At 70.9% G+C, this 19841-nt stretch carries 15 protein-coding genes; 14 read left to right on the plus strand and 1 reads right to left on the minus strand.

The window, feature by feature from the left end; all coding sequences use genetic code 11:
- The first annotated feature begins 23 nt into the window (after window positions 1-23).
- The 14 genes from ACTWQC_RS00280 to ACTWQC_RS00345 all read left to right on the plus strand — a co-directional run bounded on the left by ACTWQC_RS00280 (window position 24) and on the right by ACTWQC_RS00345 (window position 16276).
- The gene (locus ACTWQC_RS00280; RefSeq protein ID WP_443313393.1) at window positions 24-1922 is read left to right on the plus strand and encodes a peptidoglycan D,D-transpeptidase FtsI family protein; all 1899 of its coding nucleotides are present in this window, start codon (window positions 24-26) and stop codon (window positions 1920-1922) included.
- 11 nt (window positions 1923-1933) lie between these two features.
- Window positions 1934-3685, plus strand: a complete 1752-nt coding sequence (locus tag ACTWQC_RS00285; RefSeq protein ID WP_443313394.1) for a UDP-N-acetylmuramoyl-L-alanyl-D-glutamate--2,6-diaminopimelate ligase — start codon at window positions 1934-1936, stop codon at window positions 3683-3685.
- A 62-nt stretch (window positions 3686-3747) separates the two neighbouring features.
- Window positions 3748-5178: a UDP-N-acetylmuramoyl-tripeptide--D-alanyl-D-alanine ligase gene (locus ACTWQC_RS00290; protein WP_443313395.1), complete on the plus strand. Its 1431-nt coding sequence runs from the start codon at window positions 3748-3750 to the stop codon at window positions 5176-5178.
- Complete coding sequence (gene mraY, locus ACTWQC_RS00295; RefSeq protein WP_443313396.1) at window positions 5175-6245, plus strand: phospho-N-acetylmuramoyl-pentapeptide-transferase; 1071 nt, start codon at window positions 5175-5177, stop codon at window positions 6243-6245. Before ACTWQC_RS00290 ends, mraY begins: the two co-directional genes overlap by 4 nt.
- Before the next feature lie 11 nt (window positions 6246-6256).
- On the plus strand, window positions 6257-7708 hold the full coding sequence (gene murD, locus ACTWQC_RS00300; RefSeq protein WP_443313397.1) for a UDP-N-acetylmuramoyl-L-alanine--D-glutamate ligase: 1452 nt from the start codon (window positions 6257-6259) through the stop codon (window positions 7706-7708).
- A 53-nt stretch (window positions 7709-7761) separates the two neighbouring features.
- On the plus strand, window positions 7762-9102 hold the full coding sequence (ftsW, locus tag ACTWQC_RS00305) for a putative lipid II flippase FtsW (protein ID WP_443313398.1): 1341 nt from the start codon (window positions 7762-7764) through the stop codon (window positions 9100-9102).
- A gap of 6 nt (window positions 9103-9108) precedes the next feature.
- Window positions 9109-10203, plus strand: coding sequence for an undecaprenyldiphospho-muramoylpentapeptide beta-N-acetylglucosaminyltransferase (gene murG / locus ACTWQC_RS00310; protein ID WP_443313399.1), 1095 nt, complete (start codon window positions 9109-9111; stop codon window positions 10201-10203).
- 52 nt (window positions 10204-10255) lie between these two features.
- Complete coding sequence (locus ACTWQC_RS00315; protein WP_443313400.1) at window positions 10256-11056, plus strand: cell division protein FtsQ/DivIB; 801 nt, start codon at window positions 10256-10258, stop codon at window positions 11054-11056.
- A 276-nt stretch (window positions 11057-11332) separates the two neighbouring features.
- Entirely contained in the window at window positions 11333-12571 is a 1239-nt protein-coding gene (ftsZ, locus tag ACTWQC_RS00320) for a cell division protein FtsZ (protein WP_443313401.1), read from the plus strand.
- 10 nt (window positions 12572-12581) lie between these two features.
- On the plus strand, window positions 12582-13310 hold the full coding sequence (pgeF, locus tag ACTWQC_RS00325; RefSeq protein WP_443313402.1) for a peptidoglycan editing factor PgeF: 729 nt from the start codon (window positions 12582-12584) through the stop codon (window positions 13308-13310).
- Window positions 13311-13320: 10 nt separating this feature from the next.
- Window positions 13321-14040 (plus strand): YggS family pyridoxal phosphate-dependent enzyme, encoded by a 720-nt coding sequence (locus ACTWQC_RS00330; RefSeq protein WP_443313403.1) that lies wholly within the window; start codon window positions 13321-13323, stop codon window positions 14038-14040.
- Window positions 14041-14164: 124 nt separating this feature from the next.
- On the plus strand, window positions 14165-14806 hold the full coding sequence (locus ACTWQC_RS00335) for a cell division protein SepF (protein ID WP_443313404.1): 642 nt from the start codon (window positions 14165-14167) through the stop codon (window positions 14804-14806).
- Window positions 14807-14868: 62 nt separating this feature from the next.
- The gene (locus ACTWQC_RS00340; protein ID WP_443313405.1) at window positions 14869-15153 is read left to right on the plus strand and encodes a YggT family protein; all 285 of its coding nucleotides are present in this window, start codon (window positions 14869-14871) and stop codon (window positions 15151-15153) included.
- A gap of 46 nt (window positions 15154-15199) precedes the next feature.
- Complete coding sequence (locus ACTWQC_RS00345; RefSeq protein WP_443313406.1) at window positions 15200-16276, plus strand: DivIVA domain-containing protein; 1077 nt, start codon at window positions 15200-15202, stop codon at window positions 16274-16276.
- Between the two features lie 172 nt (window positions 16277-16448).
- Here ACTWQC_RS00345 and ileS read toward each other — a convergent pair whose 3' ends face one another.
- The gene (ileS, locus tag ACTWQC_RS00350; protein ID WP_443313407.1) at window positions 16449-19616 is read right to left on the minus strand and encodes an isoleucine--tRNA ligase; all 3168 of its coding nucleotides are present in this window, start codon (window positions 19614-19616) and stop codon (window positions 16449-16451) included.
- Between the last annotated feature and the right edge of the window lie 225 nt (window positions 19617-19841).

The raw sequence follows: 19841 nt of genomic DNA on the forward strand, positions 1-19841 counted from the left end.
GCCCGTTCTTCGGAGGCCATCGCATGACCCCGCCCCAGGAGCCCCCGCGCCGCCGGGTGCCAGGACCCCCGAGGCCGCGCGGCGAGGCCAGGCGCCCAGCGCGCCCTCCGCAGCAGATCCGCCTCGCCGCACACCGCCCCCGGCTCCGCCTCGTGAGCCTCGGTTTCACCCTGGTCCTGATCGCCTTCGTGGTGCGCCTGCTCCAGGTGCAGGCCGTGGACGCGAGCGCCTACGCGGCCAAGGGTGACGTCAACCGCTACGTCACCCACACCCTCGCCGCCGAGCGCGGTTCGATCACCGACCGCACCGGCGTCGCCCTCGCCACCACCGTGGACGCGTACGACATCACCGCGGACCCGCTCCTCTTCACCCGCAAGCAGACCAAGGTCAGGGACGCGCCGGAGCAGGCCGCGGCCCTCCTCGCGCCGATCCTCGGCAGGGACCAGCAGGAGCTCGCGGAGAAGCTCTCCAGGCCCGATACGCGGTACGTGGTGCTGGCCCGCCGCCAGTCGCCGCAGATCTGGAATCAGATCAGCGACCTCAAGCGGGCCTTCGAGGACAAGGCGGCCGACGGCAAGGGGCACAACGTCCTCGCCGGGGTCTTCCAGGAGCCGCACAGCAAGCGGGTCTATCCCAACAAGGACCTCGCCGCGGGGGTGCTGGGCTTCGTCAACGCCGAGGGCCACGGCGGCGGCGGGCTCGAGGGGAAGTTCGACAGGAAGCTCGCCGGGACGGACGGCAAGATCACGTACGCCCAGTCCGGCGGCCGCCAGGTGCCCACCGTCGGCACCCAGGAGCAGCCCGCCGTCCCCGGCTCCGACATCGAGCTGACCCTCGACCGGGACATCCAGTGGGCCGCCCAGAAGGCGATCAGCGAGCAGGTGCGGGCGTCCGCGGCGGACCGGGGCTACGTCATCGTCCAGGACACCCGCACCGGCGAGATCCTGGCCATGGCGAACGCCCCCGGCTTCGACCCCAACGACATCTCGGCGGCAGGCCGTTCGGCGCTCGGCAACGCCGCGCTGGAGGACGCGTACGAGCCCGGCAGCACCAGCAAGGTCATGTCCATGGCCGCGGTGCTGGAGGAGGGCGTGGCGACGGCCGGGACCCACGTCATCGTCCCCAACCGGCTGCACCGCGCCGACCGGCTCTTCGCCGACGACATCGACCACGCCACCTGGCAGCTGACGCTCAACGGCGTGCTCGCCAAGTCCAGCAACATCGGCACGATCCTCGCCGTCGAGCAGCTGGGCAGGACGCGTCAGGAGACGAACCGGGTCCTCAACTCGTATCTGCGGAAGTTCGGCGTGGGACGGCCGACCGGGCTCGGCTTCCCCGGCGAGACCCCGGGCATCCTGGCCAGGCCGGAGGAGTGGAGCGCATCCCAGCAGTACACGATTCCCTTCGGTCAGGGCCTGTCCGTCAACGCCCTCCAGGCCGCCTCCGTGTACTCCACCATCGCCAACGGCGGCGAGCGGATCGCGCCGACGCTGGTCCGCGGAGCCCGCGGCCCCGACGGTCACCTCACCCCGGCCGCGGCCCCCGGCAGAAACCGTGTGGTCAGCGAGGACACCGCGAAGACCCTCACCCACATGCTGGAGTCGGTCGTCGACGACGAGGAGGGGACGGGCACCAAGGCCCGTATCCCCGGCTACCGCGTCGCGGGCAAGACCGGCACCTCCAACCGGGTGGACCCGGACACCGGCCGCTACCACGGCTACACGGCCTCCTTCGCGGGCTTCGCGCCCGCCGACAAGCCCCGGGTCACGGTCTACTGCGCCGTGCAGAATCCGACCAGCGGCAGCTACTACGGCGGCCAGGTCTGCGGCCCGGTCTTCAAACAGGTCATGGAGTTTGCGCTGAAGACCCTGCAGGTCGCCCCGACCGGCGCGAAGCCCGCGCGCCTCCCGGTCACGTTCTAGGGAGCACAGCCGTGACGACGATCACCCCCGAGCCCGGGAACCAGGACGCGGCCCACCCCTCTTTTCGCCGCGAGCCCGGTGCGCCCGGTACGCTCACCGCCGTGCCACATGCTGATCAGTCTCGAACCACCCCGCAGGATGTTTCCGCGACCTACCCGGGAGCACCGCGCCCGGAGCAGGTCCGCCCGACACCGCTCGCGGCCCTGGCGGATCAGCTCGGTACCAAAGCGCCCGATCCCGGCGCGGACGCCGAGGCCACGGGCATCACGCACGACTCGCGCGCCGTGCGCCCCGGCGACATCTACGCGGCGCTGCCCGGCGCCCGCTTCCACGGTGCCGACTTCGCCTCCCAGGCCGCCGACCTCGGCGCCGCCGCGATCCTGACCGACCCGGCGGGCGCCGACCGCGCCGCCGCCACCGGGCTGCCGGTCCTCGTCGTGGACGACCCGCGCGGCCGGATGGGCGCCCTGGCCGTCGCGATCTACGGCGAGCCGGGCCGTGACCTGCTGCAGATCGGCATCACCGGCACCTCGGGCAAGACCACCACCGCGTACCTCATCGAAGGCGGGCTGCGCGCAGCGTCCGTCGAGGGCGGTGGTGGGCGACGGGAGGATGGGCTCAGGGCCGCGGCCGAGAAGGGTGAGGGAGGCCTCACCGGGCTGATCGGCACCGTCGAGTCCCGGATCGGCGACGAGCGGCTCAAGAGCGAGCGGACCACGCCCGAGGCCACCGACCTCCAGGCGCTCTTCGCGGTGATGCGCGAGCGCGGCGTCCGCTCGGTCGCCATGGAGGTCTCCAGCCACGCCCTGGTCCTCGGCCGGGTCGACGGCACCGTCTTCGACGTCGCCGTCTTCAACAACCTCAGCCCCGAGCACCTCGACTTCCACCCGGACATGGAGGACTACTTCGCGGCGAAGTCGCAGCTGTTCACCGCGGCCCGCAGCCGCGTCGGAGTCGTCAACTTCGACGACGAGTACGGCAAGCGGCTCGCCCAGGAGTCCGAGGTTCCGGTCACCACCTTCTCCGCCGAGGGGCACCCCGACGCCGACTGGCGCGCCGAGGACGTCGAGGTCGGCCCGCTGGGCTCGACCTTCACCGCGGTCGGCCCGGCCGGCGAGTCCGTACGGGCCGCGGCCCCGCTGCCCGGCCCGTTCAACGTCGCCAACGCGCTGGCCGCCATCACCGCCCTCGTCGTCGCGGGGATCGACCCGCAGACCGCCGCCGACGGGGTCGCCGCCGTTCCGGGCGTCCCCGGCCGCCTGGAGCGCGTCGACGCGGGCCAGCCCTACCTCGCGGTCGTCGACTACGCCCACAAGCCCGACGCCGTCGAATCCGTCCTGCGCGCCCTGCGCAAAGTCACCGACGGCAAGGTGCACGCCGTCCTCGGCTGCGGCGGCGACCGCGACCCGCACAAGCGCGGCCCGATGGGCGCCGCGCTGGCCCGGCTCGCCGACACCGCCGTCCTCACCTCCGACAACCCGCGCTCCGAGGACCCGCTGGCCATCCTCGCCGCCATGCTCGCCGGGGCCGCCGAGGTGCCCGCGCACGAGCGCGCCACCGTCCTCATCGAGGAGGACCGGGCCGCGGCCATCGCGGCCGCCGTCGCCCGCGCCGAGCCCGGCGACACCGTCCTCGTCGCAGGCAAGGGCCACGAGCAGGGGCAGGACATCGCCGGTGTGGTGCGGCCCTTCGACGACCGGCAGGTGCTGCGCGAGGCCATCGAGTCCGCCGAGTCCGCCAAGCACCGGAACCACCAGGGATGACAGAACGCCATGCGCGCACCGACCAACAGCTGGAAACCCCCCTCCCGCACCGGGGGTGACCGGTGATCGCCCTCTCCCTCGCCGAGATCGCCGCCATCGTCTCGGGGCAGCCGCACGACATACCGGACCTCGACCGCAAGATCACGGGCCCGGTCGTGATCGACTCCCGCGAGGTGCGCCCCGGCGGCCTTTTCGCCGCCTTCGCGGGCGAGAACGTGGACGGCCACGACTTCGCGCAGCGCGCCGTCGAGACGGGCGCGGCAGCCGTACTGGCCGCCCGCCCCGTGGGCGTTCCCGCGATCGTCGTCGACGATGTCGAGACCGCGCTCGGCGCCCTCGCCCGCGCCGCTGTCGAACGCCTCGGCACCACCGTCGTCGCCCTCACCGGCTCGTCCGGCAAGACCAGCACCAAGGATCTGATCGCCCAGCTGCTGGAGCGGATCGCCCCCACCGTCTGGACGCCCGGCTCTCTCAACAACGAGATCGGCCTGCCGCTCACCGCGCTGCGCGCCGAGCCCGGCACCCAGCACCTCGTCCTGGAGATGGGCGCCCGCGGCATCGGCCACATCCGCTATCTCGCCGGGCTTACCCCGCCCCGGATCGGCGTCGTGCTCAACGTCGGCACCGCGCACATCGGCGAGTTCGGCGGCCGCGAGCAGATCGCCCAGGCCAAGGGGGAGTTGGTCGAGGTGCTGCCCGCCGCGGCCGAGGGCGGCGTCGCCGTGCTGAACGCCGACGACCCCCTCGTACGCGCCATGGCGGCCCGCACCAAGGCCCGTACGGTCCTCTTCGGCGAGGCCGAGGACGCGGATGTACGAGCCGAGGACATCCGCCTCGGCGAGGCCGGGCAGCCCGCCTTCACGCTTCGAACACCGACCGGGTGCAGCGGCGTGACCTTGCGGCTGTACGGTGAGCATCACGTGTCGAACGCGCTCGCCGCGGCCGCCGTCGCCCATGAGCTGGGCATGCCCGTCCACGAGATCGCCCAGGCGCTCTCCGCGGCGGGACAGCTCTCCCGCTGGCGGATGGAGGTCACCGAGCGCTCGGACGGCGTGACGGTCGTCAACGACGCCTACAACGCGAACCCCGACTCCATGCGAGCCGCGCTGCGCGCCCTCGCCGCCATGGGGAAGGCCTCACGGGCCCAAGGGGGTCGTACGTGGGCCGTCCTCGGCCTGATGGCCGAGCTCGGCGAGGAGTCGCTGGCCGAGCACGACGCGGTCGGGCGGCTCGCCGTCCGGCTCAACGTCAGCAAGCTCGTGGCGGTAGGGGGCCAGGAGGCCGCCTGGCTCGACATGGGCGCCAAGAACGAGGGTTCGTGGGGTGAGGAGTCGGTGCACGTGTCCGACGCGGAGACGGCGATCGACCTGTTGCGCAGCGAGCTGCGCCCGGGGGATGTCGTGCTGGTGAAGGCGTCCAGGTCGGTCGGCCTGGAGCGGATCGCCCAGGCATTGCTCGACGGCACGGGTGAGGGCGAGGTCGCCGGCCGATGAGGCAGATCCTGTTCTCGGGAGTCATCGGGCTCTTCCTCACCCTGGTCGGTACCCCGCTGCTGATCCGGCTGCTCGCCCGCAAGGGATACGGGCAGTACATCCGCGACGACGGCCCGCGTGACCACCACAGCAAGCGCGGCACCCCCACCATGGGCGGCATCGCCTTCATCCTGGCCACGCTCATCGCGTATGTCCTGACGAAGGTGATCACCTCCAGCGAGCCGACCTTCTCGGGCGTGCTGGTGCTGTTCCTGATGGCCGGGATGGGCCTGGTCGGCTTCCTGGACGACTACATCAAGATCGTCAAGCAGCGGAGCCTCGGCCTGCGCGCCAAGGCGAAGATGGCGGGCCAGCTCATCGTCGGCATCGCCTTCGCGATCCTGTCGCTCAACTTCGCCGACTCGCGCGGCCAGACCCCGGCCATCGACAAGCTGTCCTTCACCCAGGACTTCGGCTGGCGCCTCGGCCCGGTGATCTTCACGATCTGGGCGCTGTTCATGATCCTCGCGATGTCGAACGGCGTGAACCTCACCGACGGCCTCGACGGCCTGGCCACCGGCGCGTCCGTGATGGTCTTCGGCGCGTACACCTTCATCGGCGTCTGGAAGTACCAGGAGTCCTGCGCCAACGCGGCGACCCTCACCAACCCCGGCGCGTGCTTCGAAGTCCGCGACCCGCTCGACCTCGCCGTCGTCGCCTCCGCCCTGATGGGCGCCTGCTTCGGCTTCCTGTGGTGGAACACCTCGCCCGCCAAGATCTTCATGGGCGACACCGGCTCGCTGGCCCTCGGCGGCGCGCTCGCCGGCCTGGCGATCTGCTCCCGTACGGAACTGCTGCTCGCCCTGCTCGGCGGCCTCTTCGTCCTCATCACCATGTCCGTGGTGATCCAGGTCGGCTCCTTCCGGCTCACCGGGAAGCGGGTCTTCCGGATGGCGCCGCTGCAGCACCACTTCGAGCTCAAGGGCTGGACGGAAGTGCTCGTCGTGGTCAGATTCTGGATCATTCAGGGTATGTGCGTGATCGTGGGTCTGGGCCTCTTCTACGCGGGCTGGGCGGCCGACAAGTGATCTGGCAAGACATGGGGGTACCCCCACCCAGCGGTAGCTGGGGAAGCGTCACCGTCGCCGGCCTGGGCGTGAGCGGCATCAGCGCCGCCCGCGCCCTGGCCGGGCTCGGCGCTGCCGTCACGGTCGTGGACGGCGGCGACGGCGAGCGGCAGCGCGAGTCCGCGAAGGCCCTGGAACAGGAGGGGATCGCGGTCCGGCTCGGGGACGGGACGACGCTTCCCGAGGGCACCGAGCTGGTCGTCACCTCGCCCGGCTGGAAGCCGGACAGCCCGCTGTTCGCGGCGGCCGCGAAAGCGGGTGTGGACGTGGTCGGCGACGTGGAGATCGCCTGGCGGCTCCGCGGCCCCGACAGCGCCCCCTGGCTCGCGGTCACCGGCACCAACGGCAAGACCACCACCGTCCAGATGCTCGCCTCGATCCTCTCCGCCGCGGGTCTGCGCACCGCCGCCGTCGGGAACATCGGCACCCCGATCATCGACGTCGTACTGTCGGGCGAGCCGTACGACGTGCTGGCCGTCGAGCTCTCCAGCTACCAGCTGCACTGGGCGCCCTCCGTACGCGCCCACTCCGCCGCCGTGCTCAACCTCGCGCCCGACCACCTCGACTGGCACGGCTCCATGCAGGCGTACGCCGCCGACAAGGGCCGGATCTACGAGGGCAACAAGGTCGCCTGCGTCTACAACGCCGACGACCCCGCGACCGAGGAACTGGTCCGCGCGGCCGACGTCGAGGAGGGCTGCCGTGCCATCGGCTTCACCCTCGGCACTCCCGCCCCCTCCCAACTCGGCGTCGTCGAGGGCATCCTCGTCGACCGCGCCTTCGTCCAGGACCGGTACAACAGCGCCCAGGAGCTCGCCGAGGTCTCCGACGTCCAGCCCCCGGCCCCGCACAACATCGCCAACGCCCTCGCCGCCGCGGCCCTCGCCCGCGCCTTCGGGGTCGAACCCGCGGCCGTACGCGACGGGCTGCGGGCCTTCCGCCCCGACGCACACCGCATCGCGCACGTAGCGGACGTGGACGGGATCGCGTACGTCGACGACTCCAAGGCCACCAACACCCACGCCACCGAGGCGTCTCTCGCCTCCTTCGAGCACATCGTGTGGATCGCGGGCGGCCTCGCCAAGGGCGCCACTTTCGACGACCTCGTCGCGAAGTCCGCGTCCCGGCTGCGCGGTGCGGTCCTCATCGGCGCCGACCGGGCCCTGATCCGCGAAGCGCTCGCGCGACACGCCCCCGAGGTCCCGGTCGTGGACCTCGACCGGACCGACACTGGGGCGATGGCCGCGGCGGTGGGCGAAGCGGCGCGGCTCGCCCGGCCGGGAGACACCGTCCTGCTGGCCCCGGCCTGCGCCTCCATGGACATGTTCGTCAATTACGGCAAGCGCGGCGAAGCCTTCGCGGAGGCCGTACGGGACCTGGAAGCCGGCACCGGCGGTGGGCAGGAGCAGGCGCAGGGGCGGTAGCCGGAGGTCCCCGCCGCGGAAGGATCCGGCGCACCACACCTTACGGAGGGGACATGACGGCGCGGACGGAGAGACCGGCGGCGCTGCGCCCCGAGGGGCGCGGCACCCATACCCCGAAACCCCCGCGCGGCAGCGCCTGGCGTGGGCTTCGTCAGCTGCACACCCGGGCCCGGCGCGCCTGGGACCGGCCGCTGACCGCGTACTACCTGATCCTTGGCGGGAGCCTGCTGCTCACCGTGCTCGGCCTGGTGATGGTGTACTCCGCCTCGATGATCCAGGCCCTGCAGTCCGGGCTCGCCCCCACGTACTTCTTCCGCAAGCAGCTGGTGGCCGCGGTCCTCGGCACCGGGCTGCTGCTCCTCGCCTCCCGCATGCCGGTACGCCTGCACCGCCTGCTGGCCTACCCGCTGCTCGCCGTCTCCCTGTTCCTGATGGCCCTGGTCCAGGTGCCGGGGATAGGGCACTCGGTCAACGGCAACACGAACTGGCTCCAGCTCGGCGGCCCGTTCCAGCTCCAGCCCAGCGAGTTCGGCAAGCTCGCCCTCGTCCTCTGGGGCGGCGACCTGCTCGCCCGCAAACAGGACCTGCGGCTGCTGACCCAGTGGAAGCACCTGCTCGTCCCGCTCGTCCCCGCGGCCTTCATCCTGCTCGGACTGATCATGCTCGGCGGCGACATGGGCACCGCGATCATCCTCACCGCGATCCTCTTCGGCCTGCTGTGGCTGGCCGGCGCCCCCACCCGGCTCTTCGCGGGCGTCCTCGCGGGCGCCGGGCTGCTCGGCGCCATCCTCGTCACCACCAGCGAGAACCGGATGGCCCGGCTCGGCTGCCTCGGCGCCACCGAGCCCGGCGAGGGCGACCGCTGCTGGCAGGCGGTGCACGGAATCTACGCGCTGGCCAACGGCGGATGGTTCGGTTCCGGGCTCGGTGCGAGTGTGGAGAAATGGGGCGAACTCCCGGAACCTCACACGGACTTCATCTTCGCCGTGACCGGGGAGGAACTGGGGCTGGCGGGGACGCTGTCGGTCCTGGCACTGTTCGCGGCTCTAGGCTATGCGGGTATCCGCGTGGCCGGACGCACGGAGGACCCCTTCGTGAGGTACGCCGCGGGAGGCGTGACCACCTGGATCACGGCCCAGGCCGTGATCAACATCGGTGCGGTGCTCGGTCTGCTGCCGATCGCCGGTGTCCCGCTCCCGCTGTTCTCCTACGGGGGCTCCGCCCTGCTGCCGACCATGTTCGCCATCGGGCTGCTGATCGCTTTCGCGCGAGCCGAGCCCGCCGCCAGGGCGGCCCTGGCCACGCGGCAGCCCGCTTTGCGGAAGAAGCTGGCTGGGGTGAGATGGAAGACGATGCGACGGCGCGCCACGAGGCGGCCGTCCGGAGAGCGGTGAATTTCGGTGCATGTCGTACTCGCCGGTGGGGGGACCGCCGGCCACATCGAGCCCGCGCTCGCCCTCGCGGACGCCCTGCGCAGGCAGGACCCGACCGTGGGGATCACGGCCCTCGGCACTGAGCGCGGACTCGAGACCCGGCTCGTGCCCGAGCGGGGCTACGAACTGGCGCTGATCCCCGCCGTACCGCTGCCGCGCAAGCCCACGCCGGAGCTGATCACCGTCCCCGGCCGGCTGCGCGGCACCATCAAGGCCGCCGAGCAGATCCTGGAGCGCACCAAGGCCGACTGCGTGGTCGGCTTCGGCGGCTATGTGGCGCTGCCCGGCTATCTGGCCGCCAAGCGGCTCGGCGTGCCGATCGTCGTCCACGAGGCCAACGCCCGCCCGGGCCTCGCCAACAAGATCGGCTCCCGGTACGCCCACCAGGTCGCGGTCAGCACCCCGGACAGCAAGCTGCGCAACGCCCGCTACATCGGCATTCCGCTGCGCCGCGCCATCGCCACCCTCGACCGGGCCGCGGTGCGCCCCGAGGCGCGTGCCGCGTTCGGCCTCGACCCCCACCTGCCCACGCTGCTGGTCTCCGGCGGCTCGCAGGGCGCCCGCCGCCTCAACGAGGTCGTCCAGACGATCGCCCCGGCCCTCCAGCGCTCCGGCATCCAGATCCTGCACGCCGTCGGCCCGAAGAACGAACTGCCGCATGTGGACAACATGCCGGGAATGCCCCCGTACATCCCGGTACCGTACGTGGACCGGATGGACCTCGCGTACGCAGCGGCCGACATGATGCTCTGCCGCGCGGGCGCGATGACCGTCGCCGAACTGTCCGCGGTCGGCCTCCCGGCCGCGTACGTTCCGCTGCCGATCGGCAACGGTGAGCAGCGGCTCAACGCCCAGCCTGTGGTCAAGGCGGGCGGCGGCCTGCTGGTCGACGACGCCGAGCTGACCCCGGAGTGGGTGCAGGGCAACGTGCTCCCGGTGCTGGCCGATCCGCACCGGCTGTACGAGATGTCCCGCGCCGCGGCGGAGTTCGGCCGCCGGGACGCCGACGACCTGCTCGTCGGCATGGTGTACGAGGCGATTGCCGCACGCCGCCAGGTGTGAGGCCGGGCAGGCCCGGGGTGTCCCCGGGCCCTTGGTAAGGAGGCCGGGGAGCGTGGCCGGACCGACCACCGCCGATCGCGGTGCCAGGGAGTCATCGCCGTCCGGCCCGCCCCCGCAACCCCGGCGGAAGCGGCGGCTCCGGCTGTCGGTGGCAGGCCGGCGCGCCCTCCTCGCGGCGCTGGCGGTCGTCTCGCTGCTCACCGCGGGCGGGGTCTGGGTGATCTACGGCTCGCAGTGGCTGCGGGTGGAGAAGGTGAGCGCCAAGGGGACCCGGGTCCTCACCCACCGCCAGGTGGTGGCGGCGGCCGACGTACCGCTGAACACCCCCCTGATGTCCGTCGACACCGCGGCCATCGCCGCCCGCTTGCGCGCGGAACTGCCGCGCATCGACTCCGTGGATGTCGTACGGGTATGGCCGAACGAAATCGGTCTAAAAGTGACCGAGCGGAAGCCGGAAGCGCTTATTGAAAAGGGCGGAAAGTTCATCGAAGTGGACGCCAAGAGCGTCCGCTTCGCAACGGTGGCCAAGGCCCCCGAAGGTGTCCCGCTTCTGGAATTGGACGCGAGCAGGTCGCCGAGTCTCCGCAGATTCGGACCGGCCAGGCTCCAGCGGGAGGCGGTACGGGTCTCCGCCGGACTCCCGGACGCGATTCGCCGCGACACCCGCGTCATCCGAGTCAGTTCATATGACTCCATCACCCTTGAACTGACGGGTGGTCGGGTGGTGGCGTGGGGAAGCAGTGAACTGGGCGTGGCCAAGTCGAAGGCACTTCTCGCGCTCATGAAAACCGCGCGGGATGCCGACCACTTCGACGTCAGTGCGCCCACGGCCCCTGTGGTGTCGGGGAGTTGACGCGCCGAGCGGCGGGCACGCACCCTGGTTGGCCAGTGCTTGGCGTGATCACATAGGGTGAAAAGAAAAACGGGAGGTTCGGCGTGTTCGTTGAACGCGCAGTGCTTGTCGACTTAGTGTCTCGTTCGAAGAGTCCACAGGGCAGGCACAACTGGTAACCCTAAACTTGACCGTTAGGGTTCGGGTCGGCGATGTGACCGTCCCATTCGGCATCCGTCCGCGCACCGCGACAAACGCGGGACGCGGACACGTAACTCGAGGCGAGAGGCCTTCGACGTGGCAGCACCGCAGAACTACCTCGCAGTCATCAAGGTCGTCGGCATCGGCGGCGGTGGCGTCAACGCCATCAACAGGATGATCGAGGTCGGTCTCAAGGGCGTCGAGTTCATCGCGATCAACACCGATGCACAAGCCCTGCTGATGAGCGACGCCGACGTCAAGCTCGACGTCGGCCGCGAGCTCACCCGCGGCCTCGGCGCCGGCGCCAATCCCGATGTCGGCCGCAAGGCGGCCGAGGACCACCGCGAGGAGATCGAAGAGGTCCTCAAGGGGGCCGACATGGTCTTCGTGACCGCGGGGGAGGGTGGCGGCACGGGCACCGGCGGCGCACCGGTCGTGGCCAACATCGCGCGTTCCCTGGGCGCCCTGACGATCGGCGTGGTCACCCGCCCGTTCACCTTCGAGGGCCGCCGCCGCGCGAACCAGGCCGAGGACGGCATCGCCGCGTTGCGCGACGAGGTCGACACCCTCATCGTGATCCCGAACGACCGGCTGCTGTCGATCTCCGACCGTCAGGTGAGCGTGCTCGACGCCTTCAAGTCGGCGGATCAGGTACTCCTGTCCGGTGTCCAGGGCATCACCGACCTCATCACCACCCCTGGCCTCATCAACCTCGACTTCGCCGACGTCAAGTCCGTGATGTCCGAGGCCGGGTCCGCGCTCATGGGCATCGGCTCGGCCCGCGGCGACGACCGCGCGGTGGCCGCGGCCGAGATGGCCATTTCGTCGCCGCTGCTCGAGGCGTCCATCGACGGCGCCCGCGGGGTGCTGCTGTCCATCTCCGGCGGCTCGGACCTCGGTCTCTTCGAGATCAACGAGGCCGCCCAGCTGGTCAGCGAGGCCGCCCACCCCGAGGCGAACATCATCTTCGGCGCGGTCATCGACGACGCGCTCGGCGACGAGGTCCGGGTCACCGTCATCGCGGCGGGCTTCGACGGCGGTCAGCCGCCGTCCAAGAACCGCGACAAGGTGCTCGGTACGACCAGCGGCCGCGACGACTCGTACCCGGGCGCGGGCCGTACGCCCTCCGACGGCGCGGGCGGCCGCCCGTCGTTCGGCGGCCTCGGCACCGTCACCCCGCGCGATCTGCCCGGCGAGCGTGAGCCGGACCGGACCGAGTCGGCCCCGGCGGGCGAGGTGCCCTCGCCTCCGGCGGGGCCGCCGCAGGTTCCCTCGGCCCGCCCGTACCAGGACAGCCAGGCCGAGGAACTGGACGTCCCGGACTTCCTGAAGTAACCGGCCCGACGTGATAGGGCAGCAGCACTCGACGAGCGGCGCGCACTTCGCTTTCACCGACCGGTGGGGCGGGGTGAGCGCCGCTCCGTACGACCAGCTCAACCTCGGCGGCGCGGTCGGCGACGACCCCGGAGCCGTACGGGCCAACCGCGAACTCGCGGCGAAGGAGCTGGACCTCGACCCGGCGCGGGTCGTCTGGATGAACCAGGTGCACGGGCGGGACGTAGCGGTAGTCGAGGGGCCGTGGGAGAGCGACGGCACTCCGGAAGTGGACGCCGTGGTGACGACCGGGCGCGGTCTCGCCCTGGCCGTTCTCACCGCAGACTGCACCCCCGTCCTGCTGGCCGACCCGGTCGCGGGCGTCGCCGCAGCGGCCCACGCCGGGCGCCCGGGACTTGTGGCCGGAGTCGTGCCGGCGGCCGTCGAGGCGATGCTGTCCCTCGGCGCCGAGGCGTCGCGCATCACGGCCGTTACGGGACCCGCGATCTGCGGACGCTGCTACGAGGTGCCGGAGGAGATGCGGGCGGATGTGGCGCGGGCCGTTCCGGAAACGTGGTCGACCACGAGCTGGGGTACGCCGGCCGTGGACGTCACCGCCGGAGTTCTTGCGCAACTTGCCCGGTTTGGCGTGGAGATGTGCTCGACGTCTCCCATCTGCACCCTGGAATCGCCCGATTTCTTTTCATACCGCCGTGATCGCACGACGGGTCGGCTGGCCGGATACGTCTGGCTGGACTGATGGGACTGGCATGACTGACCGCAGAGCTCAACTCGCCGAGAATCTGGTGCGGGTGGAGGAACGTATCTCCGCCGCCTGTGCCGCCGCGGGGAGGAAGCGGGACGAAGTGACCCTGATCGTGGTCGCCAAGACCTACCCCGCGAGCGATGTCCGGCTGCTCGCGGAGCTCGGCGTACGGCACGTCGCGGAGAACCGGGACCAGGAAGCCGCACCCAAGGCGGCCGAGTGCTCCGATCTCCCCCTCAACTGGCACTTCGTCGGGCAGCTCCAGACGAACAAGGTCCGTTCCGTGGTGAGTTATGCCGATCTGGTGCAGTCGGTCGACCGGCCGAAGCTCGTCACCGCACTCTCCGGCGCGGCCATGCGCGCCGGACGCGAGATCGGCTGCCTCGTCCAAGTCGCCCTGGACGCCGAGCCGGGGGAGACCGGAGGCAGGGGCGGGGCGGCGCCCGACGCCGTGCCGGAACTCGCCGCCGCGATCGCCGGGGCCGAAGGGCTGCGCCTGGGCGGGGTGATGACCGTCGCGCCGCTCGCCGGGCCGTACGCGGGGCGGCAACGGGCCGCGTTCGAGCGGCTGATGGAAATCTCAGCAAGCCTGCGCGCGGAGCATCCTGCTGGGAACATGGTATCGGCGGGAATGAGCTCGGACCTCGAGGACGCCGTGGCGGCCGGAGCGACACATGTGCGCGTAGGCACTGCGGTACTCGGAGTCAGACCCATGCTCCGGTAACGTCGCGAAGCAAGTCGGACCACAGCAGAAAATATGGTCATTTCCGTCGATAGGCGGACAGGCCGAGTGGATCCAGGGCGACCGGTGACGGGGCCGATCCACCACAGAGCGGAGGACGCAGAGAATGGCCGGCGCGATGCGCAAGATGGCGGTCTACCTCGGCCTCGTGGAGGACGATGGGTACGACGGCCGGGGCTTCGACCCCGATGACGATTTCGAGCCGGAGCTGGGGGCACCTCCCAGCGGCCACGCTGGGGGAGAGCCCGAGCGGGCCCGCCGGCAACACCAGCCACATCAGTCCGAACGGACACAACGGGATGAACCGGTACGGGTCGTCCACCCCCCGGCGCAGCGCGAACCGCTGGCGATCGCCGCGGAAAGCGGACGACCCGCCCGTATCGCACCCGTGGCATCCATCACACCTGAACGCCAGAATTTGGAGAAGAACGCACCGGTGATCATGCCTAAGGTCGTGTCCGAGCGTGAGCCCTACCGCATCACGACTCTGCACCCCCGGACCTACAACGAAGCCCGTACCATCGGGGAACACTTCCGTGAGGGCACTCCGGTGATCATGAATCTGACGGAGATGGATGACACCGATGCGAAGCGACTTGTCGACTTTGCGGCTGGATTGGTGTTTGGTCTTCACGGCAGTATCGAGCGAGTGACGCAGAAGGTGTTCCTGTTGTCGCCTGCTAACGTCGATGTCACGGCGGAGGACAAGGCCCGCATCGCAGAGGGCGGGTTCTTCAACCAAAGCTGAGACGCAACACCGGTCACCGAGGCTGCGAGGCCCGGCGCGAGTAAGGGGAGAGGCAACGCGAGATGGACATCGCACTGCAGGTGGTCTACATCGCGCTGTACTGCTTCCTGATCGTGTTGATCTTCAGGTTGATCATGGACTACGTCTTCCAGTTCGCCCGCTCATGGCAACCCGGCAAGGCGATGGTGGTGCTCCTCGAGGCCACCTACACTGTCACTGATCCGCCGCTCAAGCTTCTGCGGCGGTTCATTCCGCCGCTGCGTCTCGGGGGCGTGGCGCTCGACCTGTCCTTCTTCGTACTGATGATCATCGTCTACATCCTGATCTCCGTCGTGAGGCAGCTGTGAACGATACGGTCTTGCCGAATGCCGACGACTACGTTGAGGTGAAGAGATGCCGTTGACCCCCGAGGACGTGCGGAACAAGCAGTTCACGACCGTCCGCCTCCGAGAAGGCTATGACGAGGACGAGGTCGATGCCTTCCTCGACGAGGTCGAAGCCGAACTGACCCGGCTGCTGCGGGAGAACGAGGACCTGCGCGCCAAACTGGCCGCAGCGACCCGTGCCGCCGCGCAGAACCAGCAGCAGGGGATGCGCAAGCCGCCGGAGCAGCAGGACCGTGGCGGTGCGCCCGTACCCGCCGCCATATCCGGACCGCAGCCGGTGCCGCCACAGCAGCAGATGGGCCCGCCCCAGCTGCCCGGTGGCGCACCCCAGCTGCCTGCAGGTCCCGGTGGCCACGGCCCGCAGGGTCCGCACGGCCCCGGTCCCATGGGCCAGGGCGGCCCCATGGGTGGTCCGATGGGCGGCCCCATGGGCCCCGGCGGACCGCAGCTGCCGCAGCCCGGTCAGGGCCCCGGTGGCGACAGTGCCGCCCGCGTGCTCTCGCTCGCGCAGCAGACCGCGGACCAGGCGATCGCGGAGGCCCGTTCCGAGGCCAACAAGATCGTCGGCGAGGCCCGCAGCCGCGCCGAGGGCCTGGAGCGGGACGCCCGTTCCAAGGCCGACGCGCTCGAGCGGGACGCCCAGGAGAAGCACCGCGTCGCGATGGGCTCGCTCGAGTCCGCCCGCGCCACGCTGGAGCGCAAGGTCGAGGACCTGCGCGGTTTCGAGCGCGAGTACCGGACCCGCCTGAAGTCGTACCTGGAGAGCCAGCTGCGCCAGCTGGAGAACCAGGCCGACGACTCGCTGGCCCCGCCGCGTACCCCGTCCGCGCCTTCGCTGCCGCCGTCCCCGTCGATGGCGGGCGCGGGTGCCGGGCCGATGGGCGGCCACACCATGGGCGGTAACCAGACCATGGGCGGCCACGGTCACGGTCCGGGTGGCGGTGCCCCGTCGTATGGCGGGCAGCAGCAGATGTCCCCGGCCATGACCCAGCCGATGGCGCCGGTGCGGCCGCAGGGTCCGCAGCCGATGCAGCAGGCGCCGTCGCCGATGCGTGGCTTCCTCATCGACGAGGACGACAACTGACGGCCCACCGCGCGGTGAGCGCGTAGCCGTCGGCAGCTCGAACGGGCGGGGCCCGGGACGATGTCCCGGGCCCCGCCCGTTGCCGTGCCGACGCGCGTGGCCCGGCGCTCTGCGGGCCAACGCCCCCGGCGCGGTGCGCCAGGGGCGTTGGTGGTGCCGGCTGCAGGCCGGTTTACGCCTTGCGGAGGCGGAAGGTGAGGGACAGGCCCTCGTCCTCGAACGGGTCCCCGTACGACGCGTCCGCCTCACCGGAGGCGAAGTCCGTTGCGAGGACCTCGTCGGCGATCAGGCCCGCGTGATCCTCCAGCGCCGTACGGACCTCCTCGTCCGTCGACTGCCAGCGCAGAGCGATGCGGTCGGCGACATCCAGGCCGCTGTTCTTGCGGGCCTCCTGGATCAGCCGGATCGCGTCACGGGCCAGGCCCGCGCGCCGCAACTCCGGTGTGATCTCCAGGTCGAGCGCCACCGTCGCGCCCGCGTCCGAGGCCACCGACCAGCCCTCGCGCGGGGTCTCGGTGATGATGACCTCCTCCGGTGAGAGGGCGACCCGCTCGCCGTCCACTTCCACCGAGGCCGTGCCCTCGCGCAGCGCCACCGACAGCGCGGCGGCATCCGTCTCGGCGATAACTTTGGCGACCGCCTGGACGCCCTTGCCGAAGCGCTTGCCCAGGGCGCGGAAGTTCGCCTTCGCCGTGGTGTCCACCAGGGAGCCGCCGACCTCGGAGAGCGAGGCCAGCTCGCTGACGTTCAGCTCCTCGGCGATCTGGGCGCGGAGTTCATCACCCAGCGACTCGAAGCCGGCGGCCGCGACGAGCGCGCGGGACAGCGGCTGCCGTGTCTTCACACCCGACTCGGCACGCGTCGCACGCCCCAGTTCCACCAGCCGTCGCACCAGCACCATCTGTTGCGAGAGTTGGGGGTCGATCAGCGCGGTGTCCGCGACCGGCCAGGTCGACAGGTGCACCGATTCCGGCGCGTCCGGGGTCACCGGCACCACCAGGTCCTGCCACACCCGCTCGGTGATGAACGGGACGACCGGTGCCATCAGCCGCGTCACCGTCTCGATCACCTCGTGCAGCGTGCGGAGCGCGGACGCGTCGCCCTGCCAGAAGCGGCGGCGCGAGCGGCGTACGTACCAGTTGGACAGGTCGTCGACGAAGGCCGAGAGCAGCTTGCCCGCGCGCTGGGTGTCGTACGACTCCAGGGCCTGGGTGACCTGGTCGGTCAGCGCGTTCAGCTCGCTGAGCAGCCAGCGGTCCAGCAGCGGCCGCTCCGCCGGGGCCGGGTCCGCGTCGCTGGGCGCCCAGCCGGACGTCCTGGCGTACAGCGCCTGGAAGGCGACCGTGTTCCAGTACGTGAGGAGCGTCTTGCGGACGACCTCCTGGATCGTGCCGTGGCCGACCCGGCGCGCCGCCCACGGTGAGCCGCCGGCCGCCATGAACCAGCGCACCGCGTCCGCGCCGTGCTGGTCCATGAGCGGGATCGGCTGGAGGATGTTGCCCAAGTGCTTGGACATCTTCCGGCCGTCCTCGGCGAGGATGTGCCCGAGGCAGACCACGTTCTCGTACGACGACCGGTCGAAGACGAGTGTGCCGACCGCCATCAGCGTGTAGAACCAGCCGCGGGTCTGGTCGATGGCCTCCGAGATGAACTGCGCGGGGTAGCGCTTCTCGAAGGTCTCCTTGTTGCGGTACGGGTAGCCCCACTGCGCGAAGGGCATCGAGCCCGAGTCGTACCAGGCGTCGATCACCTCGGGCACCCGGGTCGCGGTCAGCGAGCAGCCTTCGGCGGTGCAGGTGAAGGTGATCTCGTCGATGAACGGGCGGTGCGGGTCGAGGCCCGTCTGGTCGGTGCCGGTGAGCTCGGAGAGCTCGGTGAGGGAGCCGACGCAGGTGAGGTGGTCCTCCTCGCAGCGCCAGATCGGGAGCGGCGTGCCCCAGTAGCGGTTCCGGGAGAGCGCCCAGTCGATGTTGTTGTTGAGCCAGTCGCCGAAGCGTCCGTGCTTGACCGCCTCCGGGTACCAGTTGGTGCGCTCGTTCTCCCGCAGGAGGGCGTCCTTGACCGCGGTGGTCCGGATGTACCAGGACGGCTGCGCGTAGTAGAGCAGCGCGGTGTGGCAGCGCCAGCAGTGCGGGTAGCTGTGCTCGTACGGCAGGTGCTTGAAGAGCAGTTCGCGCTGCTGGAGGTCCTTGACCAGCGCCTCGTCGGCCTTCTTGAAGAACGTGCCGCCGACGAGCGGGACGTCCGCCTCGAAGGTGCCGTCCGGGCGCACCGGGTTGACGACCGGCAGACCGTACGCGCGGCAGACCTTGAGGTCGTCCTCACCGAAGGCGGGGGACTGGTGGACCAGGCCCGTACCGTCGTCGGTCGTCACGTACTCGGCGTTGACGACGAAGTGCGCGTTTTCGATCTCGACGAGCGAGAACGGGCGGTCGTACGCCCAGCGCTCCATCTCGGCGCCGGTGAAGGTCTGGCCGGTCGGCTCCCAGCCGCCCCCTGGGCCCAGCGGCCCGGGAGGTGCCCCCACGCCGAGCGCCTTCTCCAACAGCGGCTCGGCGACGACCAGCTTCTCCTTGCCGTCCGTCGCGACGACGTACGTCACCTCGGGGTGGGCGGCGACCGCGGTGTTGGAGACCAGCGTCCACGGGGTCGTCGTCCAGACCAGCAGCGCCGCCTCGCCCGCCAGCGGTCCCGAGGTCAGCGGGAAGCGGACGTAGACGGACGGGTCGATGACCGTCTCGTAGCCCTGCGCCAGCTCGTGGTCGGACAGGCCGGTGCCGCAGCGGGGACACCAGGGGGCGACCCGGTGGTCCTGGACCAGCAGGCCCTTGTTGAAGATCTCCTTCAGCGACCACCACACCGACTCGATGTACTCGGGGTTCATGGTCCAGTAGGCGTCGTCCAGGTCGACCCAGTAGCCCATGCGCGTGGTGAGCTCGGCGAAGGCGTCCGTGTGCCGGCTCACCGACTCGCGGCACTTGGCGTTGAAGGCGGCGATGCCGTACGCCTCGATGTCCTGCTTGCCGGAGAAGCCGAGCTCCTTCTCGACCGCGAGCTCCACGGGCAGGCCGTGGCAGTCCCAGCCGGCCTTGCGGCCCACGTGGTAGCCCTGCATGGTCCGGAAGCGCGGGAAGACGTCCTTGAAGACGCGGGCCTCGATGTGGTGGGCGCCCGGCATGCCGTTCGCGGTCGGCGGGCCCTCGTAGAAGACCCACTCGGGCCGGCCCTCGGACTGCTCCAGGCTGCGGGCGAAGACCTTGCTCTCGCGCCAGAAGTCGAGCACGGCGTGCTCGAGGGCGGGCAGGTCGACCTGGGCGGGGACCTGGCGGTACTGCGTCATCGGATCTTCCTCCGGCGGACACTTTTCGATCTCCGTCGGAGGGACGAGAGCACTTCGCTCCCGCGGTACCACCCTCCTTGGCGGTGGAGCGTTCCCACCGCCCCCTCATTGGGGTCGCGCTGCCGGGTCTAGTCGCTCGCAAGCTGCTCAGCTGGAGCTTTCTTCCGGCGGCTCCGGGGCGATCTTCACGTCGCGCTCGCCCCCGGGCTCGCACCGTCCCCGGGT

The sequence above is a fragment of the Streptomyces sp. 8N616 genome (assembly GCF_052246385.1).
Taxonomy (GTDB): Bacteria; Actinomycetota; Actinomycetes; order Streptomycetales; family Streptomycetaceae; genus Streptomyces.